Genomic DNA, 15899 nt, shown 5'->3' with positions numbered 1-15899 from the left:
TCAATTCCCTCGCTTCCGGCGCAGGATCTCCAGGAGGTGCTCGTCGTCGAGCCGGGCCAGCGCGGCGACACCCGAACCCGTGCCGGCGGCGCCGGTGTCGGTGAGGTCGGCCAGCGCGGACTTGCGGCCGTGCATACCGGCGATGTGTTCCTCGACGGTGGTTCCGGTGGTGAGGGTGGTGACGGTGACCGGACGGGTCTGGCCGATCCGGTGCGCCCGGTCCGACGCCTGCGCCTCCACCGCCGGATTCCACCAGCGGTCGTAGTGCACGACGTCCGCGGCCCTGGTCAGCGTCAGGCCGGTGCCCGCCGCGCGCAGGCTGAGCACCAGCACCGGCGGGCCGCCGGGATCCTGGAACTCGCGCACGATCTCGCCGCGGGCGGCGGCGTTCAGGCCGCCGTGGAAGAACGGCGCGGTCACCCCGAATCGTTCGGCGCAGTGCCGGACCAGCAGTTCGCCGGTGCGCCGGTACTGGGTGAAAATCAGTGTGGGGGAACCGGTGTCGAGGTTGGTTTCGAGGATGTCGGCGCAGACGTCGAACTTTCCGGAGCGTCCGGCCAGCTCGTCCAGTTCGCCGGTCACCAGGCCCGGATGGTTGCATACCTGTTTCAGCGCCGTCAGCGCCGCCAGCACCCGGGCGTGGCGTTGCGCGCCGCTGCCGAAACCCTCGGCCTCGGCTCTGCCCAGGAGGTCGTCGTACAGCCGCCGCTGCTCGTCGGTGAGGTCGCACACCAGGTCGCAGTGGATCTTGGGCGGCAGGGTGGCGGCGACCTGAGTCTTCTTGCGCGCCAGGACGATCGGTTCGAGCGCGTCGCGCAGCCGGATGGCCGCCTGCTCGGATCCCTCGTGGATCGGCCGCACGAACCGCCGCCGGAACTGGGTCTTGTGGGTGAAGGCCCGGGGCACCACGAGATTGAGCAGCGCCCACAGCTCGTCGAGATGATTCTCCACCGGCGTGCCCGTGAGAGCGATGCGCGCGTCCGCGGCCAGAGCCCGCGCTGCCCGGGCGACCTGGGTGCGCGGATTCTTCAGCACCTGCGCCTCGTCGAATACCGCCGTCGCCCAGTGCTGTCCGGCCAGGGTCCGGCCGTGCCCGCGCAAGGTGGGATAGCCGGTCACGACGATCGTCCCGGCGGGAACCGTCCCGAGATCGCCCCCGCGCCACAGCACGGGGTGCAGGTCCGGTGCGAACCGGTCGATCTCGTGCGCCCAGTTGCCGACCAGCGACGTCGGGCAGACCACCAGCTGCGGCCCCTCGCCGGCGCGCCCGAGCAGGTACCCGATCGCCTGGACGGTCTTGCCGAGCCCCATCTCGTCGGCGAGGACCGCCCCGCCGTGGACGGCCGCGGTCTCGCGCAGCCAGGCGATGCCGCGCGCCTGATACGGCCGCAGCTCGGCGCGCAACGCCGTGCGCAGTTCGGTGGCCGCCGCGCTGGTGTCGAGGCAGGCTCGTACGGCCCGGTCCGCCGAGACGACGGCCGTCCGGGCGGCATTGGGCACGGCGTGCGCGGCCGGTGGCAGCTCGGCCCCGGCCCCGGCGTCGAGGACCGCGCGCCACGCCGTGACCGACGGGCCCGGCTCGGCGATCGGCAACGACGCGAACCGGTCCGGCTCCGCCAGGGCGCAGTCGACCGGCGAGACGGTGATGCCCGTGCCTCCGGGATCCGGGACGGCGAGTGAGAGCGTCTCCGAATCCCCGGCGGGCGCCGGGCCCGGACCGGTGGCGGTCCACGTCCACAGCGCGAACATGTGGCGGTCGGGGAGATAGGTGGCGTGCGTGGCGGGCAGAGCGGCCCCTCCTATATCTACGTACGGCGTACGAGGTATTGTAACCCCGTCCATCGAACCGATATTCCGCGAGGAGTGCCGTGATCGACGAAACCGCCGTCGAACAGGCGAAACAGCTGATGAGTCTGCTCTGGCGGCAGGTGCTCCCGCCCCGTCCGGGCGCGCGCGGCCCCAAACAGGCGGTCAGCGTGGACGAGGTGGTGCGCGTCGCGGTCGAGGTCGCCGATCGCGACGGCTACGACCGGGTGTCCGTGCGCGCGGTCGCCGCCGAACTCGGTCTGGGCCCCATGAGCCTCTACACCTACGTACCCAGTAAAGAGGCCCTGATCATCCTGATGGTGGACGCGGTCGCCGCCGAGGACGCGCCGATCGATCCGGGCCTGCCGGTGCGTGAGCGCCTGGCCGCGATCGCCGATCTGGTGCGCGGGGAGCTGCTGGCCCACCCGTGGCTGCTGGAGGTGCCGCCGTGGCGGCTGGTCCTGGGGCCGGGGCGGCTGCGCCGCTACGAGCGGCAGCTGGCCGCCCTCGACGGCATCGGGCTGACCGATCTGGCGATGGACCGGGTGATCGCGGTGCTCTCGGAATTCGCCACCGGCAACGCGCGCATGGCCGTCGCCGCGCGGCGCAGCGCCCGCGAGATGAGCGATGCCCAGTGGTGGGAAGTGCACGGCCCCTTGCTGACTCAGGTCATGCCGGAATCCGAGTTCCCGCTGTCGTCGCGGGTGGGCGCGATGGTGGGGCAGAAGTATCAGGCGCCGGGCGATCCCGACGGCGCGTACGCCTACGGACTGGAACGGCTGCTCACCGGTATCGAAGCCGAGCTGGGATGACCTCGCCCACTACAGCGAACACAACAGCGGACGGCCTGGAGGCCGCCCGCTGGGATGTTCTGTTGGAGGGTTCAGTTGTTCGTAGATCGGACTGAAGGAGCTGATTACAGCGCCGGTGCCGACTCCGTGTCGATCACGGCTTCGAGTTCACGGAGACGATCCATGTGCTCATTGGCGTGATGCTGGCAGAAGAGCAACTCGCCACCACCGGGAAGGGTCGCGCGCACGCGCGCGGCCGCCCCGCAACGGTCGCAACGGTCGACCGCAGTCAGTGGGGTGCTAGTCAGTGTTCCTGGCATGACTCCTCCGTCCTGGCTCCCGGCGCAGAAGACCGTTCGCCTGGTGTGGGGCCCGCGGTCCCTTCCGCGAGCTCGCTACCGCTACTTCCCAGCAGGGGCTATGACTACTTTGTCAGACGTTCGGGACGGGGGCTTTGTTCCCGGAGATGTTCCTTTGTGTTTTCCCTAACACGACCAGGTGTTTCGCGGAAAGCGAACACCAGGCCGGCGCGGGGCGAATGTAGGTACCCACTTCCGTGAACAGGCCGATCCAGTTGTCTAACCGGAGACTACCCCGGCAGCACGACAATTACTCTCCGCTTATGGCAAACTTCGAGGCCACTGGGGGTTTCCGAGGGCGTGCCGCGGGCGGCGAGAACGGTTATGGTCGAGCGATGGATGCCGACGACGCCCGAAATGCCAAGGCAGACACCCTGGTTCACATGTGTACACGGGCCGAGTGGGAGGCCGATCGGGATACGGCGGCACGTCGGCCACCGTCGCTGGACGACACGGGCTTCGTCCATCTGTCCACTGTGCGCCAGGTGCACCTGCCCGCCAACCGCCTGTACGCCGGCCGGATGGATCTGGTGCTGCTGTGGCTCGATCCGGGACGTCTCGACGCGCCCCTGCGATGGGAGCCCGGCGTCCCCGGCGACCCGGCCTCGATGCGCTTCCCGCACCTGTACGGCCCACTGCCGGTCGCGGCGGTCACGGCCGTCACCGACTACCGCCCCGGCCCGGACGGATCGTTCGGCACCCCGGAGCCGCCGGGACCCGCCTGAGCCGAATGTGTCCGCCCAGGTCCTACTCTGAACGGGTGAACGTCGACGTGACTGCCCTGCCGGGGATCGGGGTACGCAAGGATTTCGAGGTGCGGTCCGGCCGCCGGGTCGGCGTGGTCGCGCACCGCGACGGTGGTCTCGACCTCATCATCTCCAAACAGGAGGATCCGGACGACTGCGCCGCCCAGGTCCCGCTCACCACCGACGAGGCCGCGGCGCTGGCCAATCTGCTCGGCGCGCCGCAGCTGGTGGAGCGCCTCAATGCCGATCACCGCGATATGCCGGGGATCGTCACCCGGCAGCTGCCGGTCGGCGAGCGGTCGCCGTTCGGTGGCCGCATGCTCGGCGAGACGCGGATGCGCACGCGCACGAAGGCCTCGATTGTCGCGGTGATGCGGGCCGGGCAGGCGCATCCGTCGCCGGGGCCCGAGTTCGTCCTCTCCGCGGGAGATCTACTGGTCGTCGTCGGCACCCCCGATGGTTTGGATACGGCCCTGGCGATCCTGACCGACGGGTGAGGCGGTGGGCCCCACCTCGCTGGCGCTGATACAACTCGGTTCGATCTTGTTCGTGCTCGGCGTCCTCGGGCGTGTGGCCGGCCGTTTCGGAATGTCGCCCATCCCGCTGTACCTGCTGGGCGGCCTGGCCTTCGGCAAGGGCGGCGTGATCGAACTGCGGTCGGCCAGCGAGTTCGGGCATATCGCGGGGGAGATCGGGGTGGTGCTGCTGCTGTTGCTGCTCGGCCTCGAGTACACGGCGCCCGAGCTGGTGACCGGATTGCAGCGCTCGTGGCTGGCGGGCCTGTTCGACCTCGTCGCCAACGCGACCCCGGGCGTGGTGGTGGCACTGCTGCTCGGCTGGGGGACGGTGGGGGCCGTGACCATGGGCGGCGTCACCTACATCTCGTCGTCCGGGATCGCCGCCAAGGTGCTCAACGATCTGGGTCGGCTGGGTAACCGGGAGACGCCGGTGGTGCTGTCGATTCTGGTGTTCGAGGACCTGACGATGGCGGTGTACCTGCCGATCCTCACGACGCTGCTGGCGGGGGTGGGCTATCTGGCCGGATTGCGCGCCCTGGCCGTCGCGCTGCTGGCGATCTCCGTCGTGCTGACGGTGGCGCTGCGCTACGGCCGGTACGTCTCGGCGATTCTGGACGCCAGCGACAAGGAGGAGTTCCTCCTCAAGCTGCTGGGGGCGGCGCTGCTGGTGGCGGGGCTGGCATCAGCGCTGAACGTCTCGGCGGCGGTAGGCGCGTTTCTGCTCGGCATCGCGATCTCCGGCACCACCGCGCGCAACGCGGCCCGGCTGCTGGAACCGCTGCGGGATCTGTTCGCGGCGATCTTCTTCGTGGCGTTCGGCCTCAACGCCGATCCGCGGGCCATTCCGCCGGTGCTGGGCTGGGCGGTGCTGCTGGCGGTGGTGACGGTGCTGACCAAGGTCGCCACCGGCTGGTGGGCGGCCGCGCGGCAGGGCATCCGGCGGATGGGCCGGGCGCGGGCCGGGGCCGCTCTGGTCGCGCACGGCGAATTCTCCGTCGTCATCGCGGGTTTGGCGGTTTCGGTCGGGACGGTGGACCACGAGGTGGCCGCGCTCGCGTCGGCCTACGTGCTGCTGATGGCGGTCCTGGGGCCGGTGGCCGCGCGCGTGGTCGAGCCCACCGCGCGTCTCGTGCGCCGCTTCCGGGGTCCCCAGCCCGCCGCGGGCTGAGCCCGCGCGGTCAGTTCGTGCCGAGACCGCTCTCCTCCTGCTCGATCGGCGCGGCGCTGTCCCATCGCCGCCGGGCGCGCCGTTCCAGTCGCCGCGAGAGGGTGAGCGCGATGGCGCCGACGAGGAGTCCGATGAGGACGGCGGTGAGGTGGCCGTAGTCGGTGAAGGTGCGCCCGTGCCAGGCGGCCAGGACGTACCAGGCCACCAGCGCGCCCGCCCACACCAGCCGGGCCGTGCCGCGCAGATGGAAGGCGAGCGCGGCCAGTACGGCCGAAAACCCGTAGGACGCACCGACATCCGAGACCACGGCCACCTTCAGCGGGATCAGCCGGTGGTGCACGGCGTAGGCGATGCCGGTGACGGTGATCAGGGTCGCCCCGACGTGCCCGGTGGCGAAGACCAGCACCCAGCGCACGGTGCCCAGCCAGCGCTCGGCGAAGGCCATCACGGTCAGGAATCCGAGGACGATCGTCCACGGGAATCCGCCCTCGGTCCAGAACGCCGAGGCCACCAGCACCTGGACCGGATCGCGGCGCATGTTGTGCAGGTTGGTGGACGCCGAGAGGATCAGGCGGTGCCCGGCGAAATCGCTGATGCCGCGCAGCGTCCACCACGTCACGAACAGCGTGAACGCGTAGGCGCAGCTGGCGGGCGCGCCGGCGAGATAGTTGTGCGCCGCCCGCCCGGCGCGATAGATCCGCTCGGGACCGCGCCACCAGTCCCGCAGTGTCCGCGTCGCCGCCGCGATATCGACGGTCCGGAGCCAGGGGGAGTGGTAGTGGTGCAGTACGGAGGTGGCCACGCCAGCCAGTTTCGCGCGCGGGCGGCTGCCCCGCTCGCCGACGCGCCACGAATCACCCCGGTGCGGCGGGGCAGCGTCACGTCAGCGATGCCGGGGCAGCCCGTAGTCGTCCGGGTGCGTATCGGAGGTGTGGGTGCGGCTGGGCCAGTAGCGGCTGGCCCGCTGGCCCTGGATGCGGCGGAGGTCCGGCTCGTCGATATCGGTGATCCCGACCTGCAACAGCAGCAGCATGGTGACCATGCTGACGCCGATGAGCAGCGGTGTGAGCAGCTGGTGGGCCTGCGCACCGCCGGGGGCGTGGACGTGCGCGCCCATCTGGACGTGCATGGCGAACATGCCGGTGTAGTGCATCCCGCACACCGCCACGCCCATCGTCAGGGCCGCGCCGGCGGTGGCCGCGATGCCGCGCACGTGCAGCGCGAACCACAGCGCCGCGGTCGCGGCCACGACGGCGATGATCAGTGACAGCAGCACCACCCACGCCGTATACCGCACGGCCACATCGGTTTTCATCGCCCACATACCCGCGTAGTGCATCGCGCCCACCCCGAGGCCCGTGATCGTGCCGCCGGTCAGCAGCGCGGCGGTGCTGTCCGGTCGCCGCACCACGATCGATAGCCCCGCCCAGACCACCGACATCGCGATCACCGCACTGATCAGGGTGAGCGGGATGTCGTAGCGAATGGTCGCCGTGCGCACCGAAAAGCCCAGCATCGCAATGAAATGCATGACCCAGATCCCGGTGCCGCCGAGGGCGACGGCCGCCGTGGCGATCCAGCCGCCGTGCCCGCCGCCGGCGCGGGCGCGCACCATGCAGCGCAGCGCCAGCAGCGAGCCGACGACGGACATGACGTAGGCCGCGACGGGGGTCAGCCACCCGTAGGTGAAGTGATCGATTTCCAGCATGCGAGCTCCTTGCCAGAATGATTCCCGTCGACCACTCGACGGCAATATCGCCGAACGATAGCCGCATACTCGCAGGTAGTAAATTTACCGGAGAGTAATCAGTGAAATTAGCTCGATTTGCTGGGGCTCATGCGCGCAGGTAGCCAGCGCGCCGGCTGCCGGAAATCGGCGCGGCGCGATGTGTTCAGCCCACTTGACGCCATGTGAGGCGACGGAACTCACCGGACCGATCGTTCGGGAATTCTGAAATATCCTGCGGGGTAATGCTTTCGGGACTACATCGGCGACATCGGCCGGAGGTCCATGCGGCGCATCAGCCGATCGACGAGATCCGGCGGGATACCGGGTTCGCGCCGCGCGGCGAGCGCCTCGGTGCGGCCCGCCTCGAGAACCTCACCGCTGATCGCCCGCATCTTGCCGGTGAACCGCATGGCCTTGTCCAGGGCCTTGGCGTCGGTGGCCTCGGCCGCGTCCGGATCGGCGCGGGCCAGGCGCCGCTCGAAGCCCTCGCGCATGCGCTGGTAGACCTCGTCGGGCAGATCCTCGCTGTCGGCGATCTCCTCGAGCCGGGCCAGTTCGGCCCGCAGGACGCGGGTCCACAGCCGCTTCTCCAGCGCGCGTTCCTGTTCGGTATCGGCCTCGACGCCGGTCGCCCGCACCACGGCCGGGAGCGTCGGTCCCTGCAGCAGCAGCGTGAACAGCACGACGGCGAAGGCGATGAACAGCACCTCGGCGCGACCCGGGAACGGCGTCCCGTCGTCGGTCACCAGCGGAACGGCCAGGGCCAGGGCGACGGTGACCACCCCGCGCATGCCCGCCCACCAGGTCACGAGCGATTCCCGCCAGGTGTAGGGCTCGTCCGCGTCGCGACGTCGCCACCAGCGCTGGAACACCTCGGTGGTGAGCAGCAGCCAGACCAGCCGCAGCAGCACCACCACGGCGATGACCGCGGCCGCCCCGCCCAGCAGCCGCTGCCAGTCCGGTCCGGTCGCGGCGAGGACATTGCTCAGTTCGAGTCCGATGAGTCCGAAGGCCACGCCGGTCACCAGCATGTCGATGACATCCCAGAACGAATCGCCGACGATGCGATAGTCGCTGTCGCTGAAATCGGTGGCCGCATCGGTCAGATACAGCGCGCACAGCAGCACCGCCAGCACCGCCGACCCGTGCCACAGATCGGCCAGCCCGTAGGCCGCGAACGGCAGCAGCAGGCCGAGCGCCACCTGCCAGGCGGCCTCGTCGAGTGTGCGCATCAGCTTGCCCCCGGCCCAGCCCAGCGCCAGGCCGACCGCGATCGCGACCACCGCCGACACCAGGAAGTCCAGCGCCGTGTGCCAGGCCGAGAAGTGCCCGGTGACCACGGCCTGCACGGCCACCTCGTAGAGCACCACCGCGGTGACGTCGTTGAACAGGCCCTCGCCCTCGAGCACCGAGATCAGGCGGCGCGGCAGCCCGAGCCGGTCGGCCATCGCGCTGACCGCGACCGGATCCGGCGGCGCCACCACCGCACCCAGTGCCAGCGCCGCACCGAGCGGCAACGCCGGGTACCAGAGGTGGAAGACCGCGGCCACGGCGACGGCCGTCGCGATCACCAGCCCGACCGCGCGCAGCAGGATGGCCCCGGCGTTGTCCGCGAACTGCTGCCAGGACGTGCGCCGCGCCGACGCGTACAGCAGCGGCGGCAACACCATCGGCAGGATCAGCTCGGGGTTGATATCGATATTCGGCACGAACGGCAGCACCGCCAGCACCAGCCCGAACACCGTCATCAGGACCGCGGGGGCGAGGCCGGTCTGGCGGCCCAGCGGCTGCGCCAGAATGGTCGCGAACGCCAGCACGAACACCAACACCAACTGGGTCAAGTCTTTCTGCCTCCGCTTCGCTCCGGCGGGCCGGGGCCCTCTTGCCCCGGGCCTTCCCTCCTCCGCTTCGCTCCCCCGCTCCGTCAGTCCAGGCCCGGGGCGGGCCCCGGCCGGACGGTGGGCGGCCGAGCTCCCCGCGCGATGAGGTTCCGGCTCGCTGAGTATTGCGGGTGGACGCAAAACGCCGCCGGAACCTCCGGCGGCGTTTTGCGTATTCGTGGGTGTCAGTCCAGGTAGTCGCGTAGGACCTGGGACCGGCTGGGGTGGCGCAGCTTGCTCATCGTCTTCGACTCGATCTGGCGGATGCGCTCGCGGGTGACCCCGTAGACCTGGCCGATCTCGTCGAGGGTGCGGGGCTGGCCGTCGGTCAGGCCGAAGCGCAGCCGGACGACGCCCGCCTCGCGCTCGGACAGGGTCTCCAGGACCGACTGGAGCTGGTCCTGCAGGAGGGTGAAGCTCACCGCGTCCACCGCGACGACGGCCTCGGAGTCCTCGATGAAGTCGCCCAGCTGGGAATCGCCCTCGTCGCCGATGGTCTGGTCCAGCGAGATGGGCTCACGCGCGTACTGCTGGATCTCCAGCACCTTCTCCGGCGTGATGTCCATTTCCTTGGCGAGTTCCTCGGGCGTGGGCTCGCGGCCCAGGTCCTGGAGCAGCTCGCGCTGGATGCGGCCCAGCTTGTTGATGACCTCGACCATGTGCACCGGGATGCGGATGGTGCGCGCCTGGTCGGCCATCGCACGGGTGATGGCCTGCCGGATCCACCAGGTGGCGTACGTGGAGAACTTGTAGCCCTTGGTGTAGTCGAACTTCTCGACCGCGCGGATCAGGCCCAGGTTGCCCTCCTGGATCAGGTCCAGGAACGCCATACCGCGGCCGGTGTAGCGCTTGGCCAGCGAGACCACCAGGCGGAGGTTGGCCTCCAGCAGGTGGTTCTTCGCGCGGTTGCCGTCGCGCATGATCCAGTTCAGGTCGCGGCGCTGCTGAACGGGCAGCTTGTCGCCCTTGTCGGTCAGCTCGCGGTACTTCTCGGTGGCGTAGAGGCCCGCCTCGATGCGCTTGGCGAGTTCCACCTCCTCCTCCGCGTTGAGCAGCGCGACCTTGCCGATCTGCTTGAGGTAGGCGCGGACCGAGTCGGCGGAGGCGGTGAGCTCGGCATCCTTGCGGGCCTGCCGCAGCGCCTCGGACTCCTCCTCGTCCCAGACGAAGTCGCCGGAGGCCTTGTCCTTCTCGGTCGGCTCCGCGGTCTCCTCGTCCGCCTCCTCGTCGGGGGCGGCGACCTCTTCGGTGATCTCACCCTCTTCGGCGAGGTCGTCGTCGGGGACCTCGAGGTTGTCCAGATCCTCGATGTCCATCGACTCGTCGTCGATGTTCTCCTCGGACCCGTCCTCGGCTCCGGGGCCGGCCTTCTTCGCCGCGCCCTTCTTCGCGGGCGCCTTCTTCACCGCCGCCTTGGCGCCGGCCTTCTTGGCGGGCGCCTTCTTGGCGACGGCCTTTTTGGCGGGGGCCTTCTTGGCGGCGGCAGCCTTCTTGACCGGCCGGGCTGCGGCACTGTCAGGTGAGTCGGCGGCCTCGGCCGATTCGGCGGTCTCTCGGGTATTCGTGGCTACCACGTACGCCCTTTCGTGACGGTCTCGTGCGGCGTCACGCCAGAGTCTTCTTCCGGCGGAGCGGTTCTGTCGGGGTTAAACCCGGCTCTCCGGCCGGGGTCGGTTTCCGGCTCACCGCCGGTCATGCGTTCCATTGTAACGATCCGGGTGGAGTGCTATGTCGCAGCCTCGCTGGTTGTTCACTCGATCACGGCGCGATGCCGCTCTCGACGGCCATCGCGGCGCCCACGATTCCGGCCGTGTTGCGCAGGTGCGCGGCCACCACCGGAGTCCGGTTGCCCAGCAACGGGATCCAGTGCTCCGCATCGCGGCTGATACCGCCGCCGGCGACGAAAACGTCCGGCCAGAGCAGGTTCTCGAGCGTGACCAGCACCTTGGTCACCTGGGCCGCCCATTCCTTGTAGGACAGCTTCTTTCGCTCCTTCACCGACGAGGCCGCCCGGTGTTCGGCCTCCTTGCCGTCGACCATGATGTGACCGAACTCGGTATTGGGCACCAGCGTGCCGCGGTACATCAGGGCCGAGCCGATCCCGGTGCCGAAGGTCAGCAGCATGACCAGCCCGTCGTCGTCGCGCGCCGCGCCGTAGCGGTCCTCGGCCATGCCCGCGGCGTCGGCGTCGTTGAGCACCACGACCTCGCGCCCGCCGAGTGCCAGCGAGAACAGGTTACGGGCGTCGGTGTCGATCCAGGACTTGTCGATGTTGGCGGCCGTGCGGGCGATGCCGTTGACGACGACGCTGGGCAGGGTGAGGCCGACCGGTCCGTCCCAATCGGCCTGGGCGACCAGTTTCGCGACCGTCTCGGCGACCGCGTTCGGGGTGGACGGCTGTGGTGTGGCGATCTTGATGCGTTCGTGCGCGAGTTCGCCCGTCGACAGATCGACCAGCGCGCCCTTGACGCCGCTACCCCCGATATCGATACCGAATGCTTGCCCCCGAGCGGACATTGACAGTCTCCTCGTTTCCCTGTGGTGCTGGCCTCATCCTGATGCGCGCGGCACGATACACGGCGTTGTGTGACGGGTTGCGCGACCGACCGAACTGTGTCGTGCCCGACAAGCCTAATGCGAGTCGCCGGGGATCTGTGTTGCGATGGACGTCGTGCGCGAATCGAACCCCTCAGTGACCGCCGCCGGCGCCCCGGACCCGGCCGTCCCCGCCGATCCCGACGAGATCGCCGAATTGCGCCGTGTCGCAGTTCATCTCGCGCGAACCGCGGCCGACCACGTGCGGGCCCGCCGCCCGGAGGTCTTCGGCGCGGGCGAGGACGCGGAGGGGGCCGTCCAGGCCAAGAGTTCGCCCACCGACCCGGTCACGGTGGTCGACACCGAGGCCGAGCAGCTGATCCGGCGGATGCTCGCCGACCTGCGCCCCGGCGAGCAGGTGCTCGGCGAGGAGGGCGGGGGCAGCCTGGGCGGGGCGGGGGAGATCGTGTGGGTGGTCGATCCGATCGACGGCACCGTGAACTTCATGTACGGGATCCCCGCCTACGCCGTCTCGGTGGCCGCCATGCGCGGCGGGCGGTCGCTCGCCGGGGCGGTCGTCGACGTCGCCGCCGGGCTCGTCTACAGCGCCGGGCTGGGCGGCGGCGCGACCCGCACCGAACCGGACGGCACGTCGATCCCGTTGCGCTGCACCGAGGTCGGCGAGGTCGGCATGACGCTGCTGGCGACCGGCTTCGGCTACGGCGCGGCCCGGCGGGCCCGGCAGGGGCAGCTGATCGGCGCGCTGCTGCCGCACGTGCGCGACATCCGCCGGATCGGCTCGGCCGCGCTGGACCTGTGCATGGTGGCCGCCGGCCGGGCCGACGCGCACTACGAGCACGGGCTCAACACCTGGGACTGGGCCGCCGGCGCGCTGATCGCCGCCGAGGCCGGGGCCCGCGTGGTCCTGCCTCCCGCGGGGACGGTCAGCAAGTCCGGTGAACTCGTCGTCGCCGCCGCGCCGGGCATCGCCGCGGAATTGATGGAATTGTTCGATCGGCTCGGCGTGTCGGAGGCGATTCTCGAGGACTGAGCGCCCGGCTAGGGGGCGCTCAGCACGTTCCCTTGCGCGCGGCGTCCAGCAGCGTCGAATCGATCGCCGGGCCGCCGGGCGCCGGATTCTTCAGCGACCGCAGCACCTCCTCGGCATCGGTGGACGGGCGCAACTCGTTGCCGAACAGCGAGCCGAGCGCCAGGTCGACGGTGTCGTCGTTGCGCTTGTCCTCGATCAGTTCCGCGCACGGCGTCACCAGCTGCACCGCCGCGGCGGCGGGGCGGCCGTTGACGCCGAAGCGGATCTGGCCGGTGCACACCAGATCACCGTTGACGTACACCGGATCGTTGGCGAACGGCGGCGCCGGCGGGCTCGCGAAGCCGAGATCGCTGAGCCGTGAGGCGATGTGCTCGCCGAGGCCGCGCTGCCCGGAGGCGTTGTAGACGCGCACCTTGGACTGCGACAGCGGCGCCGGTTCCACGTCCTGCAGGCGGGACGGCGACACCCGCTGTCCCAGCGGCGCCGGCTGCGGCGCGTTCGGATCGGAGGCCGGCGACGGCGAGTTGCAGGCCATGGCGTCATGGCTCTTGCCCTCGGTCGTCAGCGCCTTGATCCACACGATCGCGCAGATCAGGGCCAGGATCGCTACTAAAGCGACCCACGGCTGATAGCGGCGGCGCAGGAACGGGCGCCCTTTGTCGTCGACGGCCCTGCCTTCGGTGATCAGTGAAACCACACGCACACCTTACGAGTTCGGCCGCGCCGATCCCGCATGCGGACACCGTGCGCGGCGAGCCGGGCCGTGCGGGAGGTCGTGCCCATACCCCTATGCGGCCGGTGTAGGGGAGGATGCGCCGAGATCCGGTGCCGGGCCGGGTATGCGGGGGATCGGTCGGACGCTCCCGGGTAGCGACTATGGTGTGGCGAATTATGCGGAGGGCCTGCGTGGTGGCGCCGGTGTGCGGGAGATATCGCGGGCGTAACGATTCGCTCGACACCCGGGCACGGAATCGGCGGCATCCAGGGGTGGCGATGACGATTACCCGTCAGTTTCGACGCGCTTGTGTTTTGATTGCGACTTTTGCCCCGGTGTCCGCTATTGTCTGGCGGCCGATTCGAATCGACAGAGGTGAATCAGGGCCGAGTTTTCGGGAACAACCAGGGCATGTCCTGCGTTGACCGAGCGCGATCCGGTACAGGTCTGCCAGATCTGGCCCGGTCGGCGATAGGTGTACACGTGACGTACACCACCGGCGGGACGGCGACCGCCGAGCCGATTCTCCGGAATCGGGGAGGTGGGGCCGGTCCGGGATATACGGAGTAAGGACGAGGGGAAGACGACATGGCAACCGACTATGACGCACCGAGGCGTAGCGAAACCGACGAACCGTCGGAGGACTCGCTGGAGGAGCTGAAGGCTCGTCGCAACGAAGCCGCGTCCGCCGTCGTGGATGTCGACGACAGCGATACCGCGGAATCGTTCGAACTTCCCGGCGCGGACCTGTCCGAGGAAGTGCTGTCGGTACGGGTGATCCCGAAGCAGGCCGACGAGTTCACCTGTTCCAGCTGCTTCCTGGTTCATCACCGCAGCCGGCTCGCCAGCGAGGCCGGCGGTCAGCTGATCTGCATGGATTGCGCGGCCTGATCGCCCGGCGGCGGAAGTAGAACACAACACACAGCCCGCGCTCGGTTCGTCCGAGCGCGGACGGAATCGGCGCGTGCTGCGCGCAGGACGGACGGCCCCCGGCCTGCGCCCGGCCGGTCAGCCGGCGTCGTGGACGCCGAGCGCCGCCAGCACCCGGTCGGGCCGACGCGTACTGACCAGCCAGTACGGTGTCGGATCGTCCGGGTCGTCGAGTACGAGCAACACCAGGGGGCCGATCCACGGCCGATGCTGGACATAGGCGGCGGGGTCGAGCTGCCGGCCCAGTGCCGCGCTCTTCGCGCTGGCCGGGACGGCCGCCGCCCGGGCCACATACGTTACCGGCAGGTGGGCGCGGTCCGCTCGTAATTCGACCGTTCCGTCCGCATCCGGGCCGACCTCGACCCGATGGCGGCTCAGCCACAGCAGCGCCCACACCGGCACCGGCAGCAGCAGGACGTACGGCAGCCAGGCGCGGATTCCCGGTGCGCCCATATGGATCTCGGCGGCCAGCAGGCCGGTGATCGCGAGGCCGACCGGCCACCACCACAGCGGCACCCAGAGTCGCTCGGAGTAGGCGTGCGCGGCAGGGGCGCCACGGTTCGTGGTCTCGGGCGCTGCGGGGGCGGAATCGGGGGTCGCCGGGGACTGGTCGGACACGACTTCAGAGTAAGTCAGCGCGCGCGGCGGGAGTGCGGCGGGAGCAGGCCGTCGGAGTGCTCGCGCTCCGGCCACGTCGCTGTCACCGGCGGGCGGTGACCGCGTAGTCTCGCTGTACGTGACCGGTATTCCACCCATCCCTCTGCTGCGGCTCGATCCCGGCATCCCCGTGCCCACCCGCGCACACCCCGGCGACGCGGGTGTGGACCTGTGCACCACCGAGGACGTCATCCTGGAACCGGGTGAGCGGGTACTCGTCGGCACGGGCATTGCCGTGGCCCTCCCGGTCGGCACGGTCGGTCTCATCCATCCGAGGTCCGGGCTGGCCGCGAAAACCGGCTTGTCGGTGGTGAACACCCCCGGCACGGTCGACGCCGGGTATCGGGGCGAGATCAAGGTGTGCCTGATCAACCACGACCTCCGCACCCGGATCGAGCTGAGCCGCGGCGACCGGATCGCGCAGCTGCTGGTGCAGCGGGTGGAACTGGTCGATTTCGTGGAGGTCGACGGACTCGACGACACCGCGCGGGGCGCGGGTGGCTACGGGTCCAGCGGCGGGCATGCCAGCCTGTCCGCGCATGGTGCCGGCACGGTCGCCGGCAAGGAGGCATGACGATGTTCGGACGGAAGAAGCGGGGCGGCGACGACGTCCCTCCTAGACGGCGCCACGACGACGACGCCTGGTACGACGAGGACGAGTACGACGAGGAGCCCTACGCGGAGGGCGAGTACGACGAATCCGGCTACGGCGAAACGGCTTACGAGGAGCCGGCGTACGAGCAGCCCGCACCCCGGACCGGTCAGCAACCCGCCTACCGTCCCGGCCGGCAGCCGCCACCCCGGCCCGCCCGTCAGCCCGACTACCGCACCGGCCGGCAGCCGGTGCCCCGTCCCGCTCAACAGCCTGGTTATCGGCCCGGCCCACAGCCCGCACCCCGAACCGGCCCACAGCCCGTCCCCCGGACAGGCGAGCAGCCCGCCTATCGACCCGGCGGGCAGCCGGTTCCCCGGACGGGTGAGCAGCCTGCGTACCGTCCCGGCCGTCAGCCCGCT

At 70.2% G+C, this 15899-nt stretch carries 16 protein-coding genes and 1 pseudogene; 8 read left to right on the top strand and 9 right to left on the bottom strand.

Features of this window, described 5'->3' with window-relative positions:
* Nucleotides 1–1749 (bottom strand): DEAD/DEAH box helicase, encoded by a 1749-nt coding sequence (locus tag ON41_RS19890; protein WP_040749204.1) that lies wholly within the window; start codon nucleotides 1747–1749, stop codon nucleotides 1–3.
* Nucleotides 1750–1907: 158 nt separating this feature from the next.
* On the opposite strand from ON41_RS19890, the gene ON41_RS19885 reads away from it, so the two are divergent.
* On the top strand, nucleotides 1908–2618 hold the full coding sequence (locus tag ON41_RS19885; protein WP_051162004.1) for a TetR/AcrR family transcriptional regulator: 711 nt from the start codon (nucleotides 1908–1910) through the stop codon (nucleotides 2616–2618).
* 104 nt (nucleotides 2619–2722) lie between these two features.
* Here ON41_RS19885 and ON41_RS43105 read toward each other — a convergent pair whose 3' ends face one another.
* The gene (locus ON41_RS43105) at nucleotides 2723–2917 is read right to left on the bottom strand and encodes a DUF7455 domain-containing protein (RefSeq protein WP_040749203.1); all 195 of its coding nucleotides are present in this window, start codon (nucleotides 2915–2917) and stop codon (nucleotides 2723–2725) included.
* A gap of 374 nt (nucleotides 2918–3291) precedes the next feature.
* Between ON41_RS43105 and ON41_RS19875 the strand changes: the two genes are divergently transcribed.
* Genes ON41_RS19875 through ON41_RS19865 form a run of 3 tightly spaced genes read left to right on the top strand, consistent with a single transcriptional unit; the run spans nucleotide 3292 to nucleotide 5388 of the window.
* Nucleotides 3292–3681 (top strand): DUF952 domain-containing protein, encoded by a 390-nt coding sequence (locus tag ON41_RS19875; RefSeq protein ID WP_040749202.1) that lies wholly within the window; start codon nucleotides 3292–3294, stop codon nucleotides 3679–3681.
* Between the two features lie 35 nt (nucleotides 3682–3716).
* Nucleotides 3717–4199, top strand: a complete 483-nt coding sequence (locus ON41_RS19870) for a cation:proton antiporter regulatory subunit (protein WP_040749201.1) — start codon at nucleotides 3717–3719, stop codon at nucleotides 4197–4199.
* Between the two features lie 4 nt (nucleotides 4200–4203).
* The gene (locus ON41_RS19865; RefSeq protein WP_040749200.1) at nucleotides 4204–5388 is read left to right on the top strand and encodes a cation:proton antiporter; all 1185 of its coding nucleotides are present in this window, start codon (nucleotides 4204–4206) and stop codon (nucleotides 5386–5388) included.
* 10 nt (nucleotides 5389–5398) lie between these two features.
* Here the strand turns inward: ON41_RS19865 and ON41_RS19860 are convergent, their stop codons facing one another.
* The 5 genes from ON41_RS19860 to ppgK all read right to left on the bottom strand — a co-directional run bounded on the left by ON41_RS19860 (nucleotide 5399) and on the right by ppgK (nucleotide 11514).
* On the bottom strand, nucleotides 5399–6190 hold the full coding sequence (locus ON41_RS19860; RefSeq protein ID WP_174411338.1) for a rhomboid-like protein: 792 nt from the start codon (nucleotides 6188–6190) through the stop codon (nucleotides 5399–5401).
* A gap of 81 nt (nucleotides 6191–6271) precedes the next feature.
* Nucleotides 6272–7096 carry an MHYT domain-containing protein gene (locus tag ON41_RS19855; protein WP_051161958.1) on the bottom strand — a complete coding sequence of 275 codons (825 nt, stop codon included), beginning with the start codon at nucleotides 7094–7096 and terminating at the stop codon, nucleotides 6272–6274.
* 275 nt (nucleotides 7097–7371) lie between these two features.
* On the bottom strand, nucleotides 7372–8958 hold the full coding sequence (locus tag ON41_RS19850) for a Na+/H+ antiporter (RefSeq protein WP_040749199.1): 1587 nt from the start codon (nucleotides 8956–8958) through the stop codon (nucleotides 7372–7374).
* Between the two features lie 224 nt (nucleotides 8959–9182).
* On the bottom strand, nucleotides 9183–10571 hold the full coding sequence (locus ON41_RS19845; protein WP_040749198.1) for an RNA polymerase sigma factor: 1389 nt from the start codon (nucleotides 10569–10571) through the stop codon (nucleotides 9183–9185).
* 184 nt (nucleotides 10572–10755) lie between these two features.
* Nucleotides 10756–11514 (bottom strand): polyphosphate--glucose phosphotransferase, encoded by a 759-nt coding sequence (ppgK, locus tag ON41_RS19840; protein WP_040749197.1) that lies wholly within the window; start codon nucleotides 11512–11514, stop codon nucleotides 10756–10758.
* Nucleotides 11515–11689: 175 nt separating this feature from the next.
* Between ppgK and ON41_RS19835 the strand changes: the two genes are divergently transcribed.
* Nucleotides 11690–12583, top strand: a complete 894-nt coding sequence (locus tag ON41_RS19835; RefSeq protein ID WP_246829565.1) for an inositol monophosphatase family protein — start codon at nucleotides 11690–11692, stop codon at nucleotides 12581–12583.
* A gap of 19 nt (nucleotides 12584–12602) precedes the next feature.
* Here the strand turns inward: ON41_RS19835 and cei are convergent, their stop codons facing one another.
* Nucleotides 12603–13280: an envelope integrity protein Cei gene (cei, locus tag ON41_RS19830; protein WP_040749196.1), complete on the bottom strand. Its 678-nt coding sequence runs from the start codon at nucleotides 13278–13280 to the stop codon at nucleotides 12603–12605.
* A gap of 606 nt (nucleotides 13281–13886) precedes the next feature.
* Between cei and ON41_RS19825 the strand changes: the two genes are divergently transcribed.
* Nucleotides 13887–14189, top strand: a complete 303-nt coding sequence (locus ON41_RS19825) for a DUF4193 domain-containing protein (RefSeq protein ID WP_040749195.1) — start codon at nucleotides 13887–13889, stop codon at nucleotides 14187–14189.
* 117 nt (nucleotides 14190–14306) lie between these two features.
* On the opposite strand, the gene ON41_RS19820 is transcribed toward ON41_RS19825, so the two are convergent.
* Nucleotides 14307–14846 carry a DUF3093 domain-containing protein gene (locus ON41_RS19820; protein ID WP_085995728.1) on the bottom strand — a complete coding sequence of 180 codons (540 nt, stop codon included), beginning with the start codon at nucleotides 14844–14846 and terminating at the stop codon, nucleotides 14307–14309.
* Between the two features lie 118 nt (nucleotides 14847–14964).
* On the opposite strand from ON41_RS19820, the gene dut reads away from it, so the two are divergent.
* Both dut and ON41_RS41680 read left to right on the top strand, forming a co-directional pair.
* A complete protein-coding gene (dut, locus tag ON41_RS19815; protein ID WP_083905473.1) occupies nucleotides 14965–15459 on the top strand; it encodes a dUTP diphosphatase in 495 nt (164 codons plus the stop codon).
* A pseudogene (locus tag ON41_RS41680) lies at nucleotides 15456–15899 on the top strand (hypothetical protein); the annotation flags it as partial. The gene dut and the pseudogene ON41_RS41680, both read left to right, overlap by 4 nt.

It is taken from the genome of Nocardia transvalensis NBRC 15921, from assembly GCF_000308875.1.
Classification (GTDB): Bacteria; Actinomycetota; Actinomycetes; order Mycobacteriales; family Mycobacteriaceae; genus Nocardia; species Nocardia transvalensis.
Note: the sequence above shows the minus strand (reverse complement) of the source record. Positions and strands in the feature narration are given on the sequence as shown.

Coding starts and splice junctions, on each gene's coding strand:
- ON41_RS19875 (WP_040749202.1), top strand. CDS start 3,292: ATGGATGCCGACGACGCCCGAAATGCCAAGGCAGACACCCTGGTTCAC.
- ON41_RS19855 (WP_051161958.1), bottom strand. CDS start 7,096: ATGCTGGAAATCGATCACTTCACCTACGGGTGGCTGACCCCCGTCGCG.
- ON41_RS19825 (WP_040749195.1), top strand. CDS start 13,887: ATGGCAACCGACTATGACGCACCGAGGCGTAGCGAAACCGACGAACCG.
- ppgK (WP_040749197.1), bottom strand. CDS start 11,514: ATGTCCGCTCGGGGGCAAGCATTCGGTATCGATATCGGGGGTAGCGGC.
- ON41_RS43105 (WP_040749203.1), bottom strand. CDS start 2,917: ATGCCAGGAACACTGACTAGCACCCCACTGACTGCGGTCGACCGTTGC.
- ON41_RS19890 (WP_040749204.1), bottom strand. CDS start 1,749: ATGTTCGCGCTGTGGACGTGGACCGCCACCGGTCCGGGCCCGGCGCCC.
- ON41_RS19885 (WP_051162004.1), top strand. CDS start 1,908: ATGAGTCTGCTCTGGCGGCAGGTGCTCCCGCCCCGTCCGGGCGCGCGC.